We start from the raw sequence: 17,362 nt of genomic DNA, 5'->3' as shown, positions 1-17,362 counted from the left end.
CGTGACGGGGTGACGGGCCGTACGGCCCGTCACCCCGTTTCTCTTGTACGGACGCGTGTCCGGACGTGCGTCCGGAACGGATACGAGGAGACCTGACGCGATGACGGACGACGCCAACGCCCCCTGGCTGATCGTCGGCCTCGGCAACCCGGGGCCCGAATACGCGGCCAACCGCCACAACATCGGCTTCATGGTCGTGGACCTGCTGGCCGAGCGGATCCGCGGCTCTTTCAAGCGGGCGCAGAAGGCCCAGGCGCAGGTCGTCGAGGGCCGGATGGGTCCCCCCGGACCCGAGAACCGCCGGGTGATCCTCGCGAAGCCGATGTCGTACATGAACCTGTCGGGCGGTCCGGTGACGGCGCTGCGCGACTTCTACAAGGTGCCGACGGCGCACATCGTGGCGATCCACGACGAGCTGGACATCGACTACGGGGTGCTGCGGCTGAAGATCGGCGGCGGCGACAACGGGCACAACGGTCTGAAGTCGATGACGAAGGCGATGGGTCCCGAGTACCACCGGGTGCGGGCCGGTATCGGGCGTCCGCCGGGCCGGATGCAGGTCGCGGACTTCGTCCTGAAGGACTTCTCGTCGGCGGAGCGCAAGGACCTCGACTGGTTCGTGGACCGGGCGGCGGACTCGGTGGAGTGCCTGGTCGCGGAGGGTCTGGAGCGGGCCCAGTCCGCGTACAACTCGTAGGCCGGTTCCCCCGGGAACGTACGACTGTACGATCGCGGGTCATGACGCACGTCCGTAACGCCGCCATGGCCCTGGTCGCCCTGCTCCTCGTCGTCGGGGGTGCGTGGGCTTCGTGGGACTCCGCCCAGCACGTCCTGCTCGCCAAGGGCCGCGAGCACGGGACGCTGACGGTGACCGGCTGCACCGAGGAGACGTGCAGCGGTACGTACGCCCCCGAGGACCCCTCGTCGACGCGGCGGACGCTGACGATCGAGGCCTCGGTCGCGGCGGAGAAGGGCGTGACGATCCCGGTGGTGGTGAAGCCGGGCACGGGCGAGGGCGTACGGACGGGCTGGGGCGGCGGGTTGCACGCGTGGCTGCCGCTGGGCGGTGCGCTGCTGCTCGCGGCGCCGGTGATCGGCGGCGGGCTGCGGATGACGCGGACGGCGTGGTCGCTCGCGGGTGCGGGCGGGGCGCTGTTGGTGGCGGCGTTCCTGACGCTCTGACCGAACTCCGCGGGTTGGCGGTGGGATTGTTACCGGCCTCTGGGTTAAGGCTGACTTAAAGCGATGGATAGGCTGCCTCCGCCACCTCCCACGGCAACCCTTTTCCCACAGATGGACGACTGCACATGCGACGTTCCCTGATTTCCGCCGGCGCGCTGGTCGCAGCCCTCGCCGGCTCCCTCGTACTCGCCCCGGTCGCGTCCGCGTCCGAGCAGCCGCCGCTGCCGCTGCACCAGATCGAGGATCTCCCGCTGACCGCCGGAGAGTTCGAGAAGGGCGACTGCCCGACGGTCCCGTCCGGCAAGGACGGCTGGCACTTCGTGCTCCCGGGCAGCGGCAAGGGCGACTCCGCCGTCTTCACCAAGCTGACCGTCGAGTTCGAGCCCGGTGGCGAGCAGACCATCACGGTCTTCGGCCCGCCGAGCGACAAGCACGCCTACGCCGTGTCCGAGCCGGGCGCGAAGCTGGTCGCCGCCTCGGCCGAGGTCAGCGGCACGGTCAAGCAGGGCTGGTTCAACCTGTCCCACACCTGCCCGGCCACCCCGGTGACCGAGACCACGCCGCCCGTCGAGACCACGCCCCCGGTCGAGACCACGCCTCCGGTCACCGAGACCCCCGGCACGGAGACGCCCGGTACCGAGACGCCCGGCACCGAGACTCCGGGCACGGAGACCCCCGGTACCGAGACCCCCGGCACCGAGACCCCGGCCCCGTCCGAGTCGACGCCCGGCGGCACCGAGTCCCCGGCTCCGTCCGCGACCCCGTCCGTGACCGCCCCGGCCGGCGAGACCGCCGGTACCGGCACCGGTGGCACCGACACCAAGGGTGAGGGCGACCTCGCCGAGACCGGCTCCAGCGCCCCCGTCGGCATCCTGGCCGCCGTCGCCGTCGCCCTCGCGGGTGCCGGTGCGTTCCTGGTGACCCGCCGCCGCAAGGCGCAGCAGGGCTGATCCACGCCGAAATGACCGTGCCCCCGTCGGAGTCCGAGGATTCCGGCGGGGGCACGGTCGTGCGTACGGCAGGGATCAGCCGGTGTTGCGCAGGCCCGCCGCGACACCGTTCACCGTGAGGAGCAGGGCCCGCGCGAGCAGCGGGTCCGGCTCCTCCTCGCGCTCGGCGGCCGCGCGCTGGCGGGCGAGGAGGGCGACCTGGAGGTAGGAGATCGGGTCCAGGTAGGCGTCGCGGATGGCGAACGTCTGCTGGAGGACCGGGTTGGAGTCGAGGAGCGTCTCGCCGCCGGTGACCTTGAGGACCTCGGCGACCGTCAGCGCGTGCTCGGCCTCGATGGTCTCGAAGACGTGCTTCAGCTCGTCGGGGACGAGGGTGTCGACGTAGTGACGGGCGATCCGCAGGTCGGTCTTCGCGAGCGTCATCTCGACGTTGGAGAGGAAGTTGCCGAAGAAGCCCCACCTCTCGTACATCTCGCCGAGCACCGCGTCGAGTCCGGCCTCGCGCAGGGCCTTCAGGCCCGAGCCGACGCCGAACCAGCCGGGGACGATCTGCCGGGACTGCGTCCAGCCGAACACCCACGGGATGGCGCGGAGTCCGTCGAGGGAGACGCCGGAGCCGGGGCGGCGAGAGGGCCGTGAGCCCAGGTGCAGGTCGGCGAGCTGGTCGACGGGGGTGGAGGCGAGGAAGTACGCCGGCAGGCCGGGGTCCTCGACGAGCTTGCGGTACGCGGTGTGCGCGGCGTCCGAGACGGTGTCCATGGCCGCGTCCCAGCGGGCGAGGGCCTCGTCGGACTGGCGCGGGGAGGTGTGCAGGGCGGAGGCCTGCAGCGTGGCCGCGACGGTCAGTTCGAGGTTCTCGCGGGCGAGGGACGGGATCAGGTACTTGTCGGAGATGACCTCGCCCTGCTCGGTCACCTTGATCTCGCCCTCCAGGGTGCCCCAGGGCTGCGCGAGGATCGCGGTGTGCGAGGGGCCGCCGCCGCGGCCGACGGTGCCACCGCGGCCGTGGAAGAGGCGGAGGCGCACGCCGTAGCGGTGGGCGACGTCGCGGAGGCGACGCTGAGCGCGGTGGATCTCCCACTGGCTCGTGGTGATGCCGCCGAACTTGGAGGAGTCCGAGTAGCCGAGCATGACCTCCTGGACGTCGCCGCGGAGCGAGACGAGGCGCCGGTAGGAGGGGTCGGCCAGCATGTCGTTGAGGATGACGTCGGCGGCCTTGAGCTCGTCGGTGGTCTCCAGGAGCGGCACGATGCCGATCTTGGCCCAGCCGGCGTGCAGGTCGATCAGGCCGGCCTCGCGGGCGAGGACGGCGGCGGCGAAGACGTCGTCGGCGCCCTGGCACATCGAGATGATGTACGACTCGATGACCTCGGGGCCGAAGCGCTCGAAGGCCTGCTTGATGGTGTGGAAGACGCCGAGGGTCTTCTCGCCGGCGGCGTCCAGCGGGGCCGGGGTCGGGGCGAGCGGGCGGCGCGAGCGCAGCTCCTTGGCGAGCAGCTTCTGCCGGTAGTCGCGGGGCATGTCCGCGTACCGCCAGGACTCCTCGCCGAGACGGTCGAAGAGCTGGCCGAGGGCGTGGTGGTGCGCGTCGGCGTGCTCGCGGACGTCCATGGTGGCGAGCTGGAGGCCGAAGGCCGACAGGGTGCGGATGGTGCGGTCCATCCGGCCGTCGGCGAAGAGGCCGCCGCGGTGCTCGCGCAGGGAGGTCTGGATCAGGGTGAGGTCGTGGATCAGCTCGGCGGTGCCGAGGTAGTCGCGGCCGTCCTGGTGCGGGGTGCCGGAGGCGAGGCGCGCGCGGGTGTTGACGAGCTTCTGCCGGATGGAGGTGGCCTTGAGCCGGTACGGCTCCTCGGCGTTGAGGCGCTTGTAGCGGGGGCTGATCTCCGGCAGGAGCTCCAGGTCGCGCTGGAGGGAGTCCAGGAGTTCCTGGGTGGCTCCGGTGTAGCGGATGGAGTTGGAGAGGAGTCCGCGCAGGTAGTCGACGAGTTCGAGGGCGTCGGTGATCCCGTGCTCGTGCTGGAGGATCAGGACGTCCCAGGTCACCTGCGGGGTGACGTTCGGGTTGCCGTCGCGGTCGCCGCCGATCCAGGTGCCGAAGGTCAGCGGGCGCGTACCGGCGGGCAGTTCGACGCCGACGCGGTCCAGCTCGGCGGCGAGGTCCTCCAGGACGTCGCCGACGGCGTTGGCGTGCAGCTCGTCGAGGTAGTAGATGGCGTTGCGGGCTTCGTCGGCGGGCTCGGGGCGGACCACCCGGAGCTCGTCGGTCTGCCAGATGAGGTCGATGTTCTCGGCGAGCCGCAGGTCGTGGCGGCGCCGGTCGGCCTCGATGACCGGGGTCTCCAGGAGGGCGGCGATCCGGCGCAGCTTGTTGAGGACGGAGCGGCGGGCGGCCTCGGTGGGGTGCGCGGTGAAGACCGGCCGCACGTTGAGGTTCTTGACCGTCTCGCGTACGTGCTCGGGGTCGCCGTCCTTGAGCATGTCGGCGGTGCGGGCGAGGAGGCCGCCCTCGGCGGCGCGCTTCTCGCGCATCTCGCGGCCGCGGTGGACCTGCTCGGTGACGTTCGCCAGGTGGAAGTAGGTGGAGAAGGCGCGCACCAGCTTGGCGGCGGTCTCCAGTTCGACGCCGCGGAGCAGCTCGGCGGCGGCCTCGCCGTCCTCGCGGGTGAGGCTGCGGACCTTCTCGACGAGGTCGAGAAGCTCGTGGCCTTCCTGGCGGACGAGGGTCTCGCCGAGGAGGTCGCCCAGTCGGCGGATGTCGGCGCGCAGCTCGGCGCTGGCGGTGGGGGTCTGGTCGGCACTGCTCACAGGTGCGGCTCCTTGCAGTGTTTGAGCACGTCTGGAGGGGTACTGGAGGCTTGCGGACCGCGCTGTCCGACGCACCCAGGATAGGTGTCCGCCGTGGCGGCGTGGCCAACGCCCCTCTCGTGCCCCCTTGCCGCGCGTCACGGCACTGCCATACTTACGACGCCGTAGGTTACGGAAGCGTAGCCACGGCTCAGGTTTCCGCTCTTTTCACCCTCACCCTCATCCCCAGGGGACACCCATGACCATCAGCCCCGAGGTGACCTCGACGCCCGAGGCGCCCGAGGCGCCCGCCGGCGCCGCGGCCCTTCCCTTCGCGACTCTGGGCGGTGACCGCAAGGGTTCGACCGAGCAGATCGCGCTGGGCCTCTTCATCACGGTGCCGTTCGTGGCCCTGCTCGCGGCGGTGCCGCTGGCCTGGGGCTGGGGGGTGAGCTGGCTGGATCTCGGACTGATGGTGGCGATGTACTACATCGGCTGCCACGGGATCACGATCGGTTTCCACCGTTACTTCACGCACGGTTCCTTCAAGGCGAAGCGGCCGCTGCGGATCGCGCTCGCGATCATGGGTTCGCTGGCCGTGGAGGGGCCGCTGGTGCGCTGGGTGGCGGACCACCGCAAGCACCACAAGTTCTCCGACGCCGAGGGCGACCCGCACTCGCCGTGGCGCTTCGGCGAGACGGTCCCGGCCCTGATGAAGGGCCTGTGGTGGGCGCACATCGGGTGGATGTTCGACGAGGAGCGGACCCCGCAGCACAAGTACGCCCCCGACCTGATCAAGGACCCCGCGATCCGGGGGATCTCCCGGCACTTCCTTTCCTTCACGATCCTCTCGCTCGCGATCCCGCCGCTGGTGGGCGGTCTCGTGACGATGTCCTGGTGGGGCGCGTTCACGGCGTTCTTCTGGGGCTCGCTGGTCCGGGTGGCGCTGCTGCACCACGTGACCTGGTCGATCAACTCGATCTGCCACGCGGTGGGCAAGCGTCCCTTCAAGTCGCGCGACCGCTCGGGCAACGTGTGGTGGCTGGCGGTCCTGTCCTGCGGCGAGTCCTGGCACAACCTGCACCACGCGGACCCGACCTCGGCCCGGCACGGGGTGCTGCGCGGCCAGGTCGACTCCAGCGCGCGGCTGATCCGCTGGTTCGAGCTGGCGGGCTGGGCCTCGGACGTGCGCTGGCCGGCGAAGGAGCGCATCGACGCCCGGCGCCAGAGCACGTCCGCAGAAGCGGCATGATGGAAGGCGTGGCGATCGACGGCAGTTCCAGTGGTACCGGCAGCAGCGACAGCGGAGAGCAGAAGCCCCGGCGTGGCCGCCGGGTGAGGATGACGGGCGCGGAGCGCCGGGAACAGCTCCTCGACATCGGGCGCACGCTGTTCGCCGAGAAGGGCTTCGAGGGCACGTCGGTGGAGGAGATCGCGGCGAAGGCCGGGGTCTCCAAGCCGGTGGTGTACGAGCACTTCGGCGGCAAGGAGGGGCTGTACGCGGTCGTCGTCGACCGGGAGATGCGGCAGCTCCTTGAGGGGGTGACGGGTGCGCTGACCGCGGGCCACCCGCGCGAGCTCCTGGAGCAGGCGGCCTTCGCGCTGCTCGACTACATCGAGAACTACACGGACGGTTTCCGGATCCTGGTGCGGGATTCGCCGGTGGCGCAGTCGACGGGCACGTTCGCCTCGCTCATCAGCGACATCGCCACGCAGGTCGAGGACATCCTCGGGATGGAGTTCAAGAACCGCGGCTTCGACCCGAAGCTGGCCCCGCTGTACGCGCAGGCGCTGGTCGGCAGTGTGGCGCTGACGGGCCAGTGGTGGCTGGACGTGCGCAAGCCGGACAAGGCGGAGGTCGCGGCGCATCTGGTGAACCTGGCGTGGCACGGACTGGACGGTCTGGAGCAGAAGCCGCGGTTGATAGGGCATCGCAAGAACTGACCGGACCATTCGGGCAAAGCCTGCCAAGCAGGCGGACCGGACGGTCTGATTTCGAATGCGTTCAGTAAAGCTCTGGCGCGAGATCCCCCCGTGAGTAGAATCCGTTTCAACATCCAGGGGGGTGTTCCGACCGTCGGGCGAGGCCGTCTCCGCGCGCCCGCCCCACAGGCGCTTGGCCTGCGCTGACACCGTTCGACGCCGTTCGAGCCCCCCAGGTTGGTTCAGTCGAACCTCTGATTCCCTGGGGGGGATCTCCTTGCGTTTCCGTAACTCCAAGCGCGCGGGCCGCATCGCCGCCTGCACCGCGCTCGCCCTCTCCGCCGGCATGATCCTGGCGGGCCCGGCTTCGGCGGACGAGCCGAAGCCGACGCCGGCGGCCAAGCAGGTCGAACGTTCCTTCACTCCGCCGAAGCTGACGCATCCGAAGCAGGGCACGGCCCGCGCGGGCGCGGCCGCCGCGAACGCGTCCTCGCTGCCGCTCTCCGACCTGGACGGCGACGGCTTCGACGACCTCATCTACCGTGCCGTCGACGGCGAGCTCTACACGACCGCGCCGCTGGCGGAGGACGAGGCCTTCGATCTCTACCGCTTCGAGGACGTCGCGAAGGAGATCATCCCGATCGGCAACCAGGGCGGTGACACGGCCGAGCCCGAGGTGCTGATCCTCTCCGAGAACGGCACGCTGAAGCTGTACACCGACGTCGGCCCGACCGGCACGCCGTACGAGAGCACGGTGGGCAGCGGCTGGCAGGTCTACAACAAGATCGTGTCGCCCGGTGACGTGAACGCCGACGGTCGCGCCGACGTCGTCGCCCGCACCAAGGACGGCCAGCTCTACCTGTACCTGGCCACCGGCGACCTGAACCGTCCGCTCGGCGGCCGGATCAGCGTCGGCAGCGGCTGGCACGTCTACGACCAGCTCGTCGGCGCCGGCGACGTGACCGGAGACGGCCGGGCCGACCTGTACGGCCGCGACACCGCCGGCAACCTCTACTTCTACTCCGGCACGGGCAACACGGCCGTTCCGTTCGCCGGCAGGAAGCTGATCGGCGGCGGCTGGGGCGCGTACAACCAGATCACGAACTTCAACGAGGGCACTCTCCTCGGCCGGACGAACGCGGGCACGGCCTACATCTACTCCGCCGGCACGAACGGCACCCTGTCCGCGCGCGAGCAGATCGGCGACCCGGGCGACTTCGCCGGCATCGTCCAGTTCTCCGGCGGCGGCAGCAACCCGAGCACCGGCAAGGACACCCTCGTCGGGCGGACCGGCGCCGGCACGCTCAAGGGCTACTTCGCCGACACCACCGGCAACCTGCTCTCGATGGGTGACGTCAGCGACCCGGGCGAGTACGCCGACACCAGCTTCACGAACACCTCCTCGTTCAACTCGGACAGCTACTCCGACATCGCCGAGGTCTGGAGCAACGGCAGCCTCTGGATCGACTACAGCCCCATCGGCAGCGGCTGGGGCGTCTACAACGCCCTCGTCGGCCCCGGTGACCTGAGCGGCGACGGCAAGGCCGACCTGCTCGCCCGCGACCGCTCCGGCGTCCTCTACCTGTACCGCGGCAACGGCAAGGGCGACGCCTTCGCCTCCCGGATCCGGGTCGGCGGCGGCTGGGGCGGCTTCAACAAGCTCCTCGGCGCTGGCGACTACACCGGTGACGGACGGGCCGACCTGCTGGCCCGCACCACGGGCGGCGAGCTGTTCCTCTACCCGGGCAGCGGCAACGCCACCACGCCGTTCAAGACGCGCATCAGCGTCGGCCTCGGCTGGAACACCTACAAGCACCTCGCCGCCCCCGGCGACCTCAACGCCGACGGCAAGGCCGACATCCTCGGTGTGACCACGGCCGGTGACCTCTACCGGTACCTGAACACCACCCCGGGCAAGTTCTCCGGCCGTTACAAGATCGGCCACGGCTACGGCATCTACAACTCGATGTCCTGACGCCCCCGGCTTCCTTCCCCTTCTCCGGATCCCACGTTTCCCAGGGAGACCTTTGCGTTCCGCATTCCTCGGGCGTGCCCACGCCCGCCGTGTGACCACCTGCACCGCGCTCGCCCTCTCCGCCGGCATGCTCCTCGCCTCGCCCGCCGTCGCCGAGACCGGCCCCCGGCCCGTCGTGAAGCAGCAGCACACCGGTGACACGACGACGCCGAAGCTGGACATGACGCAGCCGGCCGTGGAGTCGGGCACGGCCCGGACCGCCGCGGCGAACGCCGTCGTGCCGCCCCGCTTCGACGTGAACGGCGACGGCAAGACCGATCTGATCCACCGCAAGTGGAACGGCTGGACGTACGTCGCGCCGTCCAACGGGACCACCGCCACCGTGTTCGAGACCCCCGAATCACGCGTGAACTTCGACCTCGTCCCGCTCGGCGACCAGAACGGCACGGGCAAGCCCGAGCTGCTCTCGGTCGCCGAGGACGGTGTGGTCCGGCTCTACACGGAGTCGACCACCACGAAGGGCTCGCTCACCTGGTCGGGCAAGGGCTGGACCATCTACAACAAGGTGTTCTCGCCCGGCGACATCAGCGGTGACGGCAAGGCCGACCTGCTTGCCCGCGAGTACAACGGCGACCTCTACTACTACCGGGCGACCGGCGTGACGACCGCGCCGTTCGCCGGCCGCGTGAAGATCGGCCCCGGCTGGGGCGTCTACGACCAGCTCGTGGGCATCGGCGACAACAGCGGCGACGGCCGCGGTGACGTCGTGGCCCGGACCACGGACGGCCGGCTGTACTTCTACGGCAGCACCGGCAACCCGACGGCGCCGTTCAAGCCCCGCAGGGAGCTCGGCCGGGGCTGGAACGCCTACAACCAGCTCGTCGCCCCCGACGACCGCAACGGCGACGGCAAGGCCGACCTGCTCGCCCGGGACCAGGCCGGCGCGCTCTGGGCCTACAGCGGTCTCGGCAACGGCTCGTACTCGACGCGGGTGAAGCTCACCGGCAGCTGGAACAACGTGGACCAGTTCGCGCAGGCGGGCAGCCTCCCCACCGCCGGCAAGAACGGGTTCCTCGGCCGCGACAAGGAGGGCACCCTCTTCTCGTACCGCGTCCAGAACAACGGCACGATCTCCGCGCGCGAGCAGGCGAGCACGACCGGCGGCTGGGCCGGCGCGAGCATCTCGTACGTCTCCGCGCTGGACTGGGGCACGCTCGCCGACATCCTGGAGGTCTACCAGGGTCGTCTGTACAACAACGGCAACACCGACCTCGGCGGCGGCTGGCAGATCTACAACCTGATCGTCGGCCCCGGCGACCTGACCGGCGACGGCAAGGGCGACCTGGTCGCCCGGGACCGTTCCGGCGTCCTGTACCTGTACCCCGGCAACGGACAGGGGACGGCCGTGGCCTCCCGGATCCGCGTCGGCGACGGGTGGAGCGCGTACAACAAGGTCCTCGGCGCCGGCGACTTCTCCGGCGACGGCCGCGCGGACCTGCTGGCCCGTGACGGTTCCGGCACCCTGTGGCTGTACCGGGGCACGGGCTCCAGGACCGCTCCCTTCGCCCAGCGCGTGAACCTCGGCGGCGGCTGGGGCACGTACAACAAGCTGGCGGCGCCGGGCGACCTGAACGGCGACGGCAAGGCCGACCTGCTCGCGGTGAACGCGGCGGGCGACCTGTACCGGTACCTGGGTACGGGCACCAGCGCCACCCTCACCCCCCGGGCGAGGATCGGCTACGGCTTCCAGACCTACGACAGCCTGTACTAGACCGGCCTGTCACCGCACTCACGGGCGCCCCGCACCGGATCTCCGGTGCGGGGCGCCCGTGCTTAAGCGTCCGTGCGTCGAGGCGCTCACGCCGGCTTGCGTGCGACGGCGAAGACCCGGCGGAACGGGAAGACCGTGCCGTGCGGGCCCGGCGGATAGGCCTGGCGCAGTCGGGTGCGGTACTGCGCGAGGAACGCGTCGACCGCCGCCTGGTCGTCGCCCAGGGTCGTGAGCACGGGCCGCAGCGCCGTGCCCATCACCCAGTCGAGGACGGGGTCCTCGCCCTGGAGGAGCCTGCAGTAGGTGGTCTCCCAGACCTCGGTCTCGCAGCCGAGGTCGGTGAGCCGGGTGAGGTACTCGGCCGCGTCGAGGATGTGGACGAAGCGGCGGCCCTGGTCGCCGAGGCGCGAGCGCCACTCCGGGGCGTCGCAGAGTTCGCCGATCAGGGCGTGGCTCGGCGAGACGAAGTTGCCGGGGACCTGGAAGGCGAGGGTGCCGCCGGGGCGGAGCCCGTCGATCCACGCGGCGAAGGACTCGGGGTGGTTGGGCACCCACTGGAGGGCCGCGTTGGAGACGATCAGGTCGTAGGGCTCGGCGGGCGTCCAGTGCGCGGCGTCGGCGGGCCGGAAGTCGAGCCAGCCGCCGCCCCTGGTGGTGCCCGACCAGTCCTTCTCGGCGCGCTCCAGCATGTCGGGCGACAGGTCGAAGCCGGTGATGTGGGCGTCGGCCCAGTGCTCGGCGAGGAGCGCCGTGACGTTTCCCGGGCCGCAGCCGAGGTCGGCGATCCGGGCCGGCCGGTCCTGGGCCGGGAGGCGTGGTATTCGGGCGAGCAGGTCGAGGAAGGGCCGGGTGCGGTGGCCGGAGTGACGGAGGTACTGCTGCGGATCCCAGGTTGGTGCGGCGGATTCCACGGAATGCATGTTCGAAGCCCCCTTACTGGAACGAGTTACCGAAGCGGAACGGTGTTCCGGCCGGGTCCCTTCCCCGCAGTTGGCTGAAATATATCTCGCAATCGAGATACTCGATATCAAGAAACTTGATCCCAAGAGACTTTATGTCAACAGACCCTCTACACTGATCGTCATGGAGGACGAGGTCGACCGACTGGTCGCAGCATGGCGCCGCGAGCGCCCCGACCTCGACGTGGAACCGCTCGAGGTGCTCAGCCGCGTCTCGCGGCTCGCCCGGCACCTCGACCGCGCCCGTCGGCTCGCCTTCTCCGAGCACCAGCTGGAGCCCTGGGAATTCGACGTCCTCACCTCGCTCCGCCGGGCCGGAGCGCCCTACCAGCTCTCCCCCGGTCAGCTCCTGACGCAGACTCTGGTCACCTCGGGCACCATGACCAACCGCATCGACCGGCTCACCAAGAAGGGCCTGGTCGAGCGGCTCCCCGACCCCAGCGACCGGCGGGGGGTCCTCGTGCGGCTCACCCCCGAGGGGCGCGACCGCGCCGACGAGGCGCTCGCCGGGCTCCTCGCCCAGGAGCGCGCCATCCTGGCCCAGCTCTCCCGCGCCCAGCGCGGCGAACTGGCCGCGCTGCTACGCCGGCTGACCGCCCCGTTCGACAACATCCCCGGGTAGCGACCGACCGGGCGGCACCTGACCGGGCGCCACCCGCCCGGGCGCCACCTGCCCGGGCGGCTCCTGGCCCGGCGGGGTGTCCGCCTCCAGCGGTGCCGGGCCGACGCCCGCGCGGCGGGCCAGCGCCACCGCCGCCAGGGTCGAGTGGACGCCCAGCTTCCCCAGCACGTTCTGCATGTGCGTACGGACCGTGTGCGGGGAGAGGAAGAGCCGCTCGGCGACCGCCTTGCGGCCCAGGCCCGCGACCATGCAGCGCAGCACCTCCCGCTCGCGCGGGGTCAGCGCCTCCACGAGCCGCTCACTGTCCGTGCGGTGCTTGCGGGCCGCCGTCAGCTCCCGCAGGACGCCCGTGAGCAGCGCGGGCGGCAGATGCGTCTCGTCCCGCAACACCCCCCGGACCACGGCGAGGAGACGCTGGAGCGAGCAGTCCTTCGCGACCCAGCCCGAGGCCCCGGCCTGGAGGGCGAGCGCCGCCCTGCGCGGGTCGTCCTTCTCGGCGAGGACGACGGTACGGACGGCGGGCTGGGCCCGGCGCACCCCCGCGACCAGGGAGATCCCGTCGACCGCGGGCTCCGCCTGGTCCGGCACCCCGCGCGCAGCGGCGCCCGTCGCGGCCGCGGGGCCCGCGCCCAGCTCGGCGTCGACGAGCAGCACGTCGAACCGGCGTCCCTCCGCGACCCCGCGGTCCAGGCAGCGCAAGGCGGCCGGGCCGCTGCCCGCGGCGGAGACGTCGACGTCGGGTTCCGCCGCGAGAGCGGCGGCCAGCGACTCGGCGAAGATGCGGTGGTCGTCCACCACCAGGACCCGGATACGTGCCACGGACACCCCCAAGTGTCGAGGAGCGGACCGGCGCGGGCACGGCGCCGGAGGCGGGTCCGTCGGTCGCGCGGCCGCCGCCGTGCGTTGACTGTTACCCCGCTCACGGCGCCGTACCCGGCAGGTCTCGACCCCTGAACAGCACCGGCCCCCACCGGCGCCGCCCCTCACAGTAGGGGTGGGGCGGTGCGGCGGGGGCCGTTTGGCGGAACTGTGCGAACTCGTCTGTTTGTACGACGGGGGTGCCGGACGGGGCCGACGGGGGTCAGAGGCGGCGCGCGCCCTCCGCGGGCACGGCCGGGAAGATCCCGGGTGCCGTGTACCCGGCTTCGGCGAAGGCCTTCCCGACGGCAGCGGCGACCGCCTCGGCCCGGTCGGTCTCGACGAGGACGACGGCCGAGCCGCCGAAGCCGCCGCCGGTCATGCGGGCGCCGAGCGCCCCGGCCGCGTTCGCCGACTCGACCACGAGGTCCAGCTCGGGGCAGGAGACGCGGAGGTCGTCCCGGAGGGAGGCGTGCCCCTCGGTGAGGACCGGGCCGACGGCCCGGGTGTCCCCGGCGTCGAGGAGCGCGATCACGCGCTCCACCCGGGCGTTGTCCGTGACGACGTGGCGGACATAGCGCAGAACCGTATCGTCGCTCAGGAGTGCGAGCGATTCGGGCAGGTGCACGGTGCTCACGTCACGCAGGGCGCGTACGCCGAGCGCCCGCGCACCCGCTTCACAACCGGCGCGCCGCTCCGCGTACGCGCCGTCCCCGAGCGCGTGCTTCACCCGGGTGTCGACGACGAGCAGCCGGAGCCCCTCGCGGGCCAGGTCGAAGGGGACCTGACGGTACGAGAGGTCGCGGGTGTCCAGATGGAGGGCGTGCCCCTCCTCCGCGCAGGCGGAGGCCATCTGGTCCATGACGCCGCAGGGGACGCCGACGAAGGCGTTCTCCGCGCGCTGGGCGAGCCGCGCGAGCTCGGGCCGGGAGAGCCCGAGGCCGAAGAGGTCGTTCAGGGCGAGCGCCGTGACGACCTCCAGGGCCGCCGAGGAGGAAAGTCCGGCGCCCGTCGGCACGGTCGAGGCGAGGTGGACGTCCGCCCCCGTCACCGGGTGCCCGGCCTCCCTCAGCGCCCAGACGACGCCGGCCGGGTAGGCCGCCCAGCCGCCGCCGGAGAGCGGTTCGAGCTCCTCGACGTCCAGTTGGACGACCCCGCCGTCGATGTCGGCGGAGTGCAGACGGAGGATCCCGTCGTCCCGGCGGGAGACGGCGGCGACGGCGGTGTGCGGCAGCGCGAGCGGCAGCACGAAGCCGTCGTTGAAGTCGGTGTACTCACCGATGAGGTTGACCCGCCCGGGGGCGGCCCACACCCCGTCGGGGGCGGTGCCGTACAGCTCCTCGAAGCCGGCGGCGACACTGATCGACGTCACGGCCGCACCCCCGCCCGCTCCTGTGCGAAGGCCCAGGCGTCGGCGACGACGTCCGCCAGGTCCGGGCGGGACGGCGTCCAGCCGAGCCGCTCGCGGGCGGTGTCGGCGGAGGCGACCAGGGCGGCCGGGTCGCCGGGGCGGCGCGCGGCGGTGATCTCGGGGATCGGGTGTCCGGTGACGGCCCGGACGGTCTCGACGACCTCGCGGACGGAGAAGCCGTTGCCGTTGCCGAGGTTGCAGACCAGGTGCTCGCCGGCCGGCACCTCGTCCGCCGTCATGGCGTCGAGCGCGAGGAGGTGGGCCTCGGCGAGGTCGGCGACGTGGATGTAGTCGCGGACGCAGGTGCCGTCCGCGGTCGGGTAGTCCTCGCCGTACACGGAGATGGCCTCGCGCTCACCCAGGGCGACCTGGAGGACGAGCGGGATCAGGTGCGACTCGGGCGCGTGGCGCTCGCCGAGCGAGCCGTGGGCCCCGGCCACGTTGAAGTAGCGCAGCGAGACGGCGGCCAGGCCGTGCGCGGCGCACTCCCCGCCGATCATGTGGTCGACCGCCAGCTTGCTCGCGCCGTACGGGCTGGTGGGCGCGGTCGGCGCGGACTCGGTGATCGGCACGGACTCGGGCTCGCCGTAGGTCGCGGCGGTGGAGGAGAAGACGAGCCGGCGCACGCCGGCCTCGCGCATGGCGGCGAGCAGGGCCATGGTGCCGCCGACGTTGTTCTCCCAGTACTTCTCGGGCTTGGCGACGGACTCGCCGACCTGGGAGAAGGCGGCGAAGTGCAGGACGCCGTCGTAGGACTCGTCCAGCCACTTCGCGGCGTCCTGGATGCGGCCCTCGATGAACTCGGCGCCCTCCGGGACGCCTTCGGCGAAGCCGGTGGAGAGGTCGTCGAGGACGGTGACCCGGTGGCCCCGCTCCAGGAGGTGGGCGGCGACCACGCTGCCCACGTATCCGGCCCCGCCGGTCACCAGGTACTTCTTCGCTGCCGTGGTCACGTGCTCGCCACCTCTCGGATGCGTCGGGCCGCGTCCTCCGGCCGTACGTCGTTCATGAACGCGCCCATGCCGGACTCGGTGCCCGCGAGGAACTTCAGCTTGCCAGAGGCCCGTCGGACGGTGAAAAGCTCCAGGTGCAGTCCGAAGTCCTCCCGCCGGGCGTCCGTGAACGGCGCCTGGTGCCAGGCGGCGATGTAGGGCGTCGGCGGCTCGTCCGGGCCGAAGAGCCGGTCGAAGCGCCTCAAGAGTTCCAGGTAGACCTGTGCGAACTCTGTGCGGGCGGCCTCGTCGAGGGCGAGCAGGTCGGGCACCCGGCGCCTGGGGTACAGGTGGACCTCGTACGGCCAGTGGGCCGCGTACGGCACGAAGGCGATCCAGTGCTCGGTCTCCAGGACGATCCGCTCGCCGTCGGCCAGCTCCCGGGCGACGACGTCGTCGAAGAGGTTCCGGCCGGTCGCCGCCCGGTGCTCGTCGAGGCGGCCGCGCATCCGGGCCGTGCGGGGCGTGACGTACGGGAAGGCGTAGATCTGGCCGTGCGAGTGGGGCAGGGTGACGCCGATCTCCTGGCCGCGGTTCTCGAAGCAGTAGACCTGCTCGATGTCGGGCAGCGCGGAGAGTTCGGCGGTCCGGTCGGTCCAGGCGTCGAGGACGAGCCGGGCCTGCTCCTCGGTGAGGTCGGCGAAGGATGCGGTGTGGTCGTCGGTGAAGCAGACGACCTCGCAGCGGCCGAGGCCGCCGGAGAGGGAGGGGAAGCGGTTCTCGAAGACCACCACCTCGTACTCCGCGGCCGGGATCTCGCTCTCGTGGCCGTCCCGGCCGGGGCAGAGCGGGCAGGCGTCGGCCGGCGGCTGGTAGGTGCGGGCCTGCCGGTGCGAGGCGATGGCGACGGGGTCGCCGGTGAGCTCGTCGTGCCGGATCTCGGAGCGGGAGACGACGGGGGTGAGGGGGCGCGGGTCGACGGCGTCGCGGACGGCGTCGTCGCGCGAGTCGTAGTAGATGAGCTCGCGCCCGTCGGCGAGCGTGGTGACGGTCTTCTTCACGGGGGTGCCCTCCGGGCAGGATCAAACAGAACCACGCACAAAGAACCACATCCAAACATCACCGTCAATGCCGAAGCCCGCCCTGGCACACGGACGACCGCATGCCGGACGAATGATCGAAGGGTTACGGACGAGTGCCCCGCTGGATCGGCACCGCCCGGTCGAGCAGTCCCGTACGGGCCGCGAGCGCCGCCGCCTCCAGACGCGAACCGACACCCAGCTTCATCAGGACCCGCTGCACATGCGTCCGCGCCGTGCTCGGCGCGATCCGCATCCCCGCCGCGATGAGCCGGGTGTCCTCGCCCTCCGCGACCCGGACGAGGACCTCCACCTCCCGCTGCGTCAGCAGCCGCAGCAGCCGCTGCCCCTCGTCGTCCTGCCGCACCGCCGGATTGAGCAGCTCCGCGAACGCCGACTGGAGCAGCTGCGGCGCCACCGCCGTCTCCCCCGCCCGGGCCTTCACGAGCGCGCGCTCGACGCCCTCGATGCGCTCGTCGTGCCGGACGTACCCCGAGGCCCCGGCCGCGAAGGCCGCCGCGATCCCGCGCGGCGACGGCACCGGACCCAGCACCACCACGGCCACCTGCGGCCGCTCCCGCTTGATCCGGGCCACCACGTCGAAGGCGCCGGGCTCGGCCGGGGCCGCCGTGCCCAGCAGACACACCTCCGGCGCCCGGGCCACCACGAGCTCCGCCGCACCCGCCACCGGCGCCGCCGCCGCGAGCACCCGGTGCCCGCGCAGCTTCAGCGCCGAGGCAAGCGCCTCGGCGAGCAGTCTGTGGTCGTCGACCACCACGAGGCGTACGCCCATCCCGGTCATCCCCCATCCTCCGGGCCCGCCGACACCCGGCACGGCCCGCTCGACCTCGAATTCCTCACCAGCCCACGAGCCACGCAAACGGCCCGGCGCATCGGTGTGAACCGATGCGCCGGG

General features: G+C 71.8%; 15 protein-coding genes. 8 read left to right on the top strand and 7 right to left on the bottom strand.

Features of this window, described 5'->3' with window-relative positions; translation table 11 throughout:
* The first annotated feature begins 100 nt into the window (after window positions 1-100).
* The 3 genes from pth (at window position 101) to SGA01_RS42655 (ending at window position 2,132) form a co-directional block, all read left to right on the top strand.
* Entirely contained in the window at window positions 101-697 is a 597-nt protein-coding gene (pth, locus tag SGA01_RS39745; protein WP_141303197.1) for an aminoacyl-tRNA hydrolase, read from the top strand.
* Between the two features lie 41 nt (window positions 698-738).
* Window positions 739-1,182 carry a hypothetical protein gene (locus tag SGA01_RS39740; protein ID WP_055643037.1) on the top strand — a complete coding sequence of 148 codons (444 nt, stop codon included), beginning with the start codon at window positions 739-741 and terminating at the stop codon, window positions 1,180-1,182.
* 125 nt (window positions 1,183-1,307) lie between these two features.
* On the top strand, window positions 1,308-2,132 hold the full coding sequence (locus tag SGA01_RS42655; RefSeq protein ID WP_268257673.1) for an LAVTG motif-containing sortase-dependent surface protein: 825 nt from the start codon (window positions 1,308-1,310) through the stop codon (window positions 2,130-2,132).
* A 75-nt stretch (window positions 2,133-2,207) separates the two neighbouring features.
* Here SGA01_RS42655 and ppc read toward each other — a convergent pair whose 3' ends face one another.
* On the bottom strand, window positions 2,208-4,937 hold the full coding sequence (gene ppc, locus SGA01_RS39730) for a phosphoenolpyruvate carboxylase (RefSeq protein WP_141303195.1): 2,730 nt from the start codon (window positions 4,935-4,937) through the stop codon (window positions 2,208-2,210).
* 238 nt (window positions 4,938-5,175) lie between these two features.
* On the opposite strand from ppc, the gene SGA01_RS39725 reads away from it, so the two are divergent.
* The 4 genes from SGA01_RS39725 (at window position 5,176) to SGA01_RS39710 (ending at window position 10,585) form a co-directional block, all read left to right on the top strand.
* Entirely contained in the window at window positions 5,176-6,168 is a 993-nt protein-coding gene (locus SGA01_RS39725) for an acyl-CoA desaturase (protein WP_174867693.1), read from the top strand.
* Window positions 6,168-6,860 carry a TetR/AcrR family transcriptional regulator gene (locus SGA01_RS39720; RefSeq protein WP_055643034.1) on the top strand — a complete coding sequence of 231 codons (693 nt, stop codon included), beginning with the start codon at window positions 6,168-6,170 and terminating at the stop codon, window positions 6,858-6,860. Before SGA01_RS39725 ends, SGA01_RS39720 begins: the two co-directional genes overlap by 1 nt.
* A 256-nt stretch (window positions 6,861-7,116) precedes the next feature.
* On the top strand, window positions 7,117-8,814 hold the full coding sequence (locus SGA01_RS39715) for an FG-GAP-like repeat-containing protein (RefSeq protein WP_229918211.1): 1,698 nt from the start codon (window positions 7,117-7,119) through the stop codon (window positions 8,812-8,814).
* A gap of 91 nt (window positions 8,815-8,905) precedes the next feature.
* Entirely contained in the window at window positions 8,906-10,585 is a 1,680-nt protein-coding gene (locus SGA01_RS39710; RefSeq protein ID WP_229918209.1) for an FG-GAP repeat domain-containing protein, read from the top strand.
* Between the two features lie 86 nt (window positions 10,586-10,671).
* Here SGA01_RS39710 and SGA01_RS39705 read toward each other — a convergent pair whose 3' ends face one another.
* The gene (locus tag SGA01_RS39705; RefSeq protein WP_055643033.1) at window positions 10,672-11,505 is read right to left on the bottom strand and encodes a trans-aconitate 2-methyltransferase; all 834 of its coding nucleotides are present in this window, start codon (window positions 11,503-11,505) and stop codon (window positions 10,672-10,674) included.
* A 163-nt stretch (window positions 11,506-11,668) separates the two neighbouring features.
* Here SGA01_RS39705 and SGA01_RS39700 point away from each other — a divergent pair, with 163 nt between their 5' ends.
* Window positions 11,669-12,166 carry a MarR family winged helix-turn-helix transcriptional regulator gene (locus SGA01_RS39700; protein ID WP_017241145.1) on the top strand — a complete coding sequence of 166 codons (498 nt, stop codon included), beginning with the start codon at window positions 11,669-11,671 and terminating at the stop codon, window positions 12,164-12,166.
* Here SGA01_RS39700 and SGA01_RS39695 read toward each other — a convergent pair.
* The 5 genes from SGA01_RS39695 to SGA01_RS39675 all read right to left on the bottom strand — a co-directional run bounded on the left by SGA01_RS39695 (window position 12,125) and on the right by SGA01_RS39675 (window position 17,239).
* Window positions 12,125-12,985 carry a response regulator transcription factor gene (locus SGA01_RS39695; protein ID WP_229918208.1) on the bottom strand — a complete coding sequence of 287 codons (861 nt, stop codon included), beginning with the start codon at window positions 12,983-12,985 and terminating at the stop codon, window positions 12,125-12,127. The genes SGA01_RS39700 and SGA01_RS39695 overlap by 42 nt on opposite strands.
* A 262-nt stretch (window positions 12,986-13,247) precedes the next feature.
* Window positions 13,248-14,387 carry a galactokinase gene (galK, locus tag SGA01_RS39690; RefSeq protein ID WP_141303199.1) on the bottom strand — a complete coding sequence of 380 codons (1,140 nt, stop codon included), beginning with the start codon at window positions 14,385-14,387 and terminating at the stop codon, window positions 13,248-13,250.
* 5 nt (window positions 14,388-14,392) lie between these two features.
* Entirely contained in the window at window positions 14,393-15,388 is a 996-nt protein-coding gene (gene galE / locus SGA01_RS39685) for a UDP-glucose 4-epimerase GalE (protein WP_141303191.1), read from the bottom strand.
* Window positions 15,385-16,428, bottom strand: coding sequence for a galactose-1-phosphate uridylyltransferase (gene galT, locus SGA01_RS39680; protein ID WP_141303189.1), 1,044 nt, complete (start codon window positions 16,426-16,428; stop codon window positions 15,385-15,387). Before galT ends, galE begins: the two co-directional genes overlap by 4 nt.
* 124 nt (window positions 16,429-16,552) lie before the next feature.
* Window positions 16,553-17,239 carry a response regulator transcription factor gene (locus SGA01_RS39675; protein ID WP_055646242.1) on the bottom strand — a complete coding sequence of 229 codons (687 nt, stop codon included), beginning with the start codon at window positions 17,237-17,239 and terminating at the stop codon, window positions 16,553-16,555.
* Window positions 17,240-17,362 lie beyond the last annotated feature (123 nt).

This window comes from Streptomyces gardneri (assembly GCF_006539185.1).
Lineage (GTDB): Bacteria > Actinomycetota > Actinomycetes > Streptomycetales > Streptomycetaceae > Streptomyces > Streptomyces gardneri.
This window is presented reverse-complemented; position numbering and strand designations above follow the sequence as displayed.

What these genes read in the sequence shown, in the direction of transcription:
- pth (WP_141303197.1), top strand. Translation starts at nt 101, where the DNA reads ATGACGGACGACGCCAACGCCCCCTGGCTGATCGTCGGCCTCGGCAAC.
- SGA01_RS39740 (WP_055643037.1), top strand. Translation starts at nt 739, where the DNA reads ATGACGCACGTCCGTAACGCCGCCATGGCCCTGGTCGCCCTGCTCCTC.
- SGA01_RS42655 (WP_268257673.1), top strand. Translation starts at nt 1,308, where the DNA reads ATGCGACGTTCCCTGATTTCCGCCGGCGCGCTGGTCGCAGCCCTCGCC.
- SGA01_RS39725 (WP_174867693.1), top strand. Translation starts at nt 5,176, where the DNA reads ATGACCATCAGCCCCGAGGTGACCTCGACGCCCGAGGCGCCCGAGGCG.
- SGA01_RS39720 (WP_055643034.1), top strand. Translation starts at nt 6,168, where the DNA reads ATGGAAGGCGTGGCGATCGACGGCAGTTCCAGTGGTACCGGCAGCAGC.
- SGA01_RS39705 (WP_055643033.1), bottom strand. Translation starts at nt 11,505, where the DNA reads ATGCATTCCGTGGAATCCGCCGCACCAACCTGGGATCCGCAGCAGTAC.
- SGA01_RS39700 (WP_017241145.1), top strand. Translation starts at nt 11,669, where the DNA reads ATGGAGGACGAGGTCGACCGACTGGTCGCAGCATGGCGCCGCGAGCGC.
- SGA01_RS39675 (WP_055646242.1), bottom strand. Translation starts at nt 17,239, where the DNA reads ATGGGCGTACGCCTCGTGGTGGTCGACGACCACAGACTGCTCGCCGAG.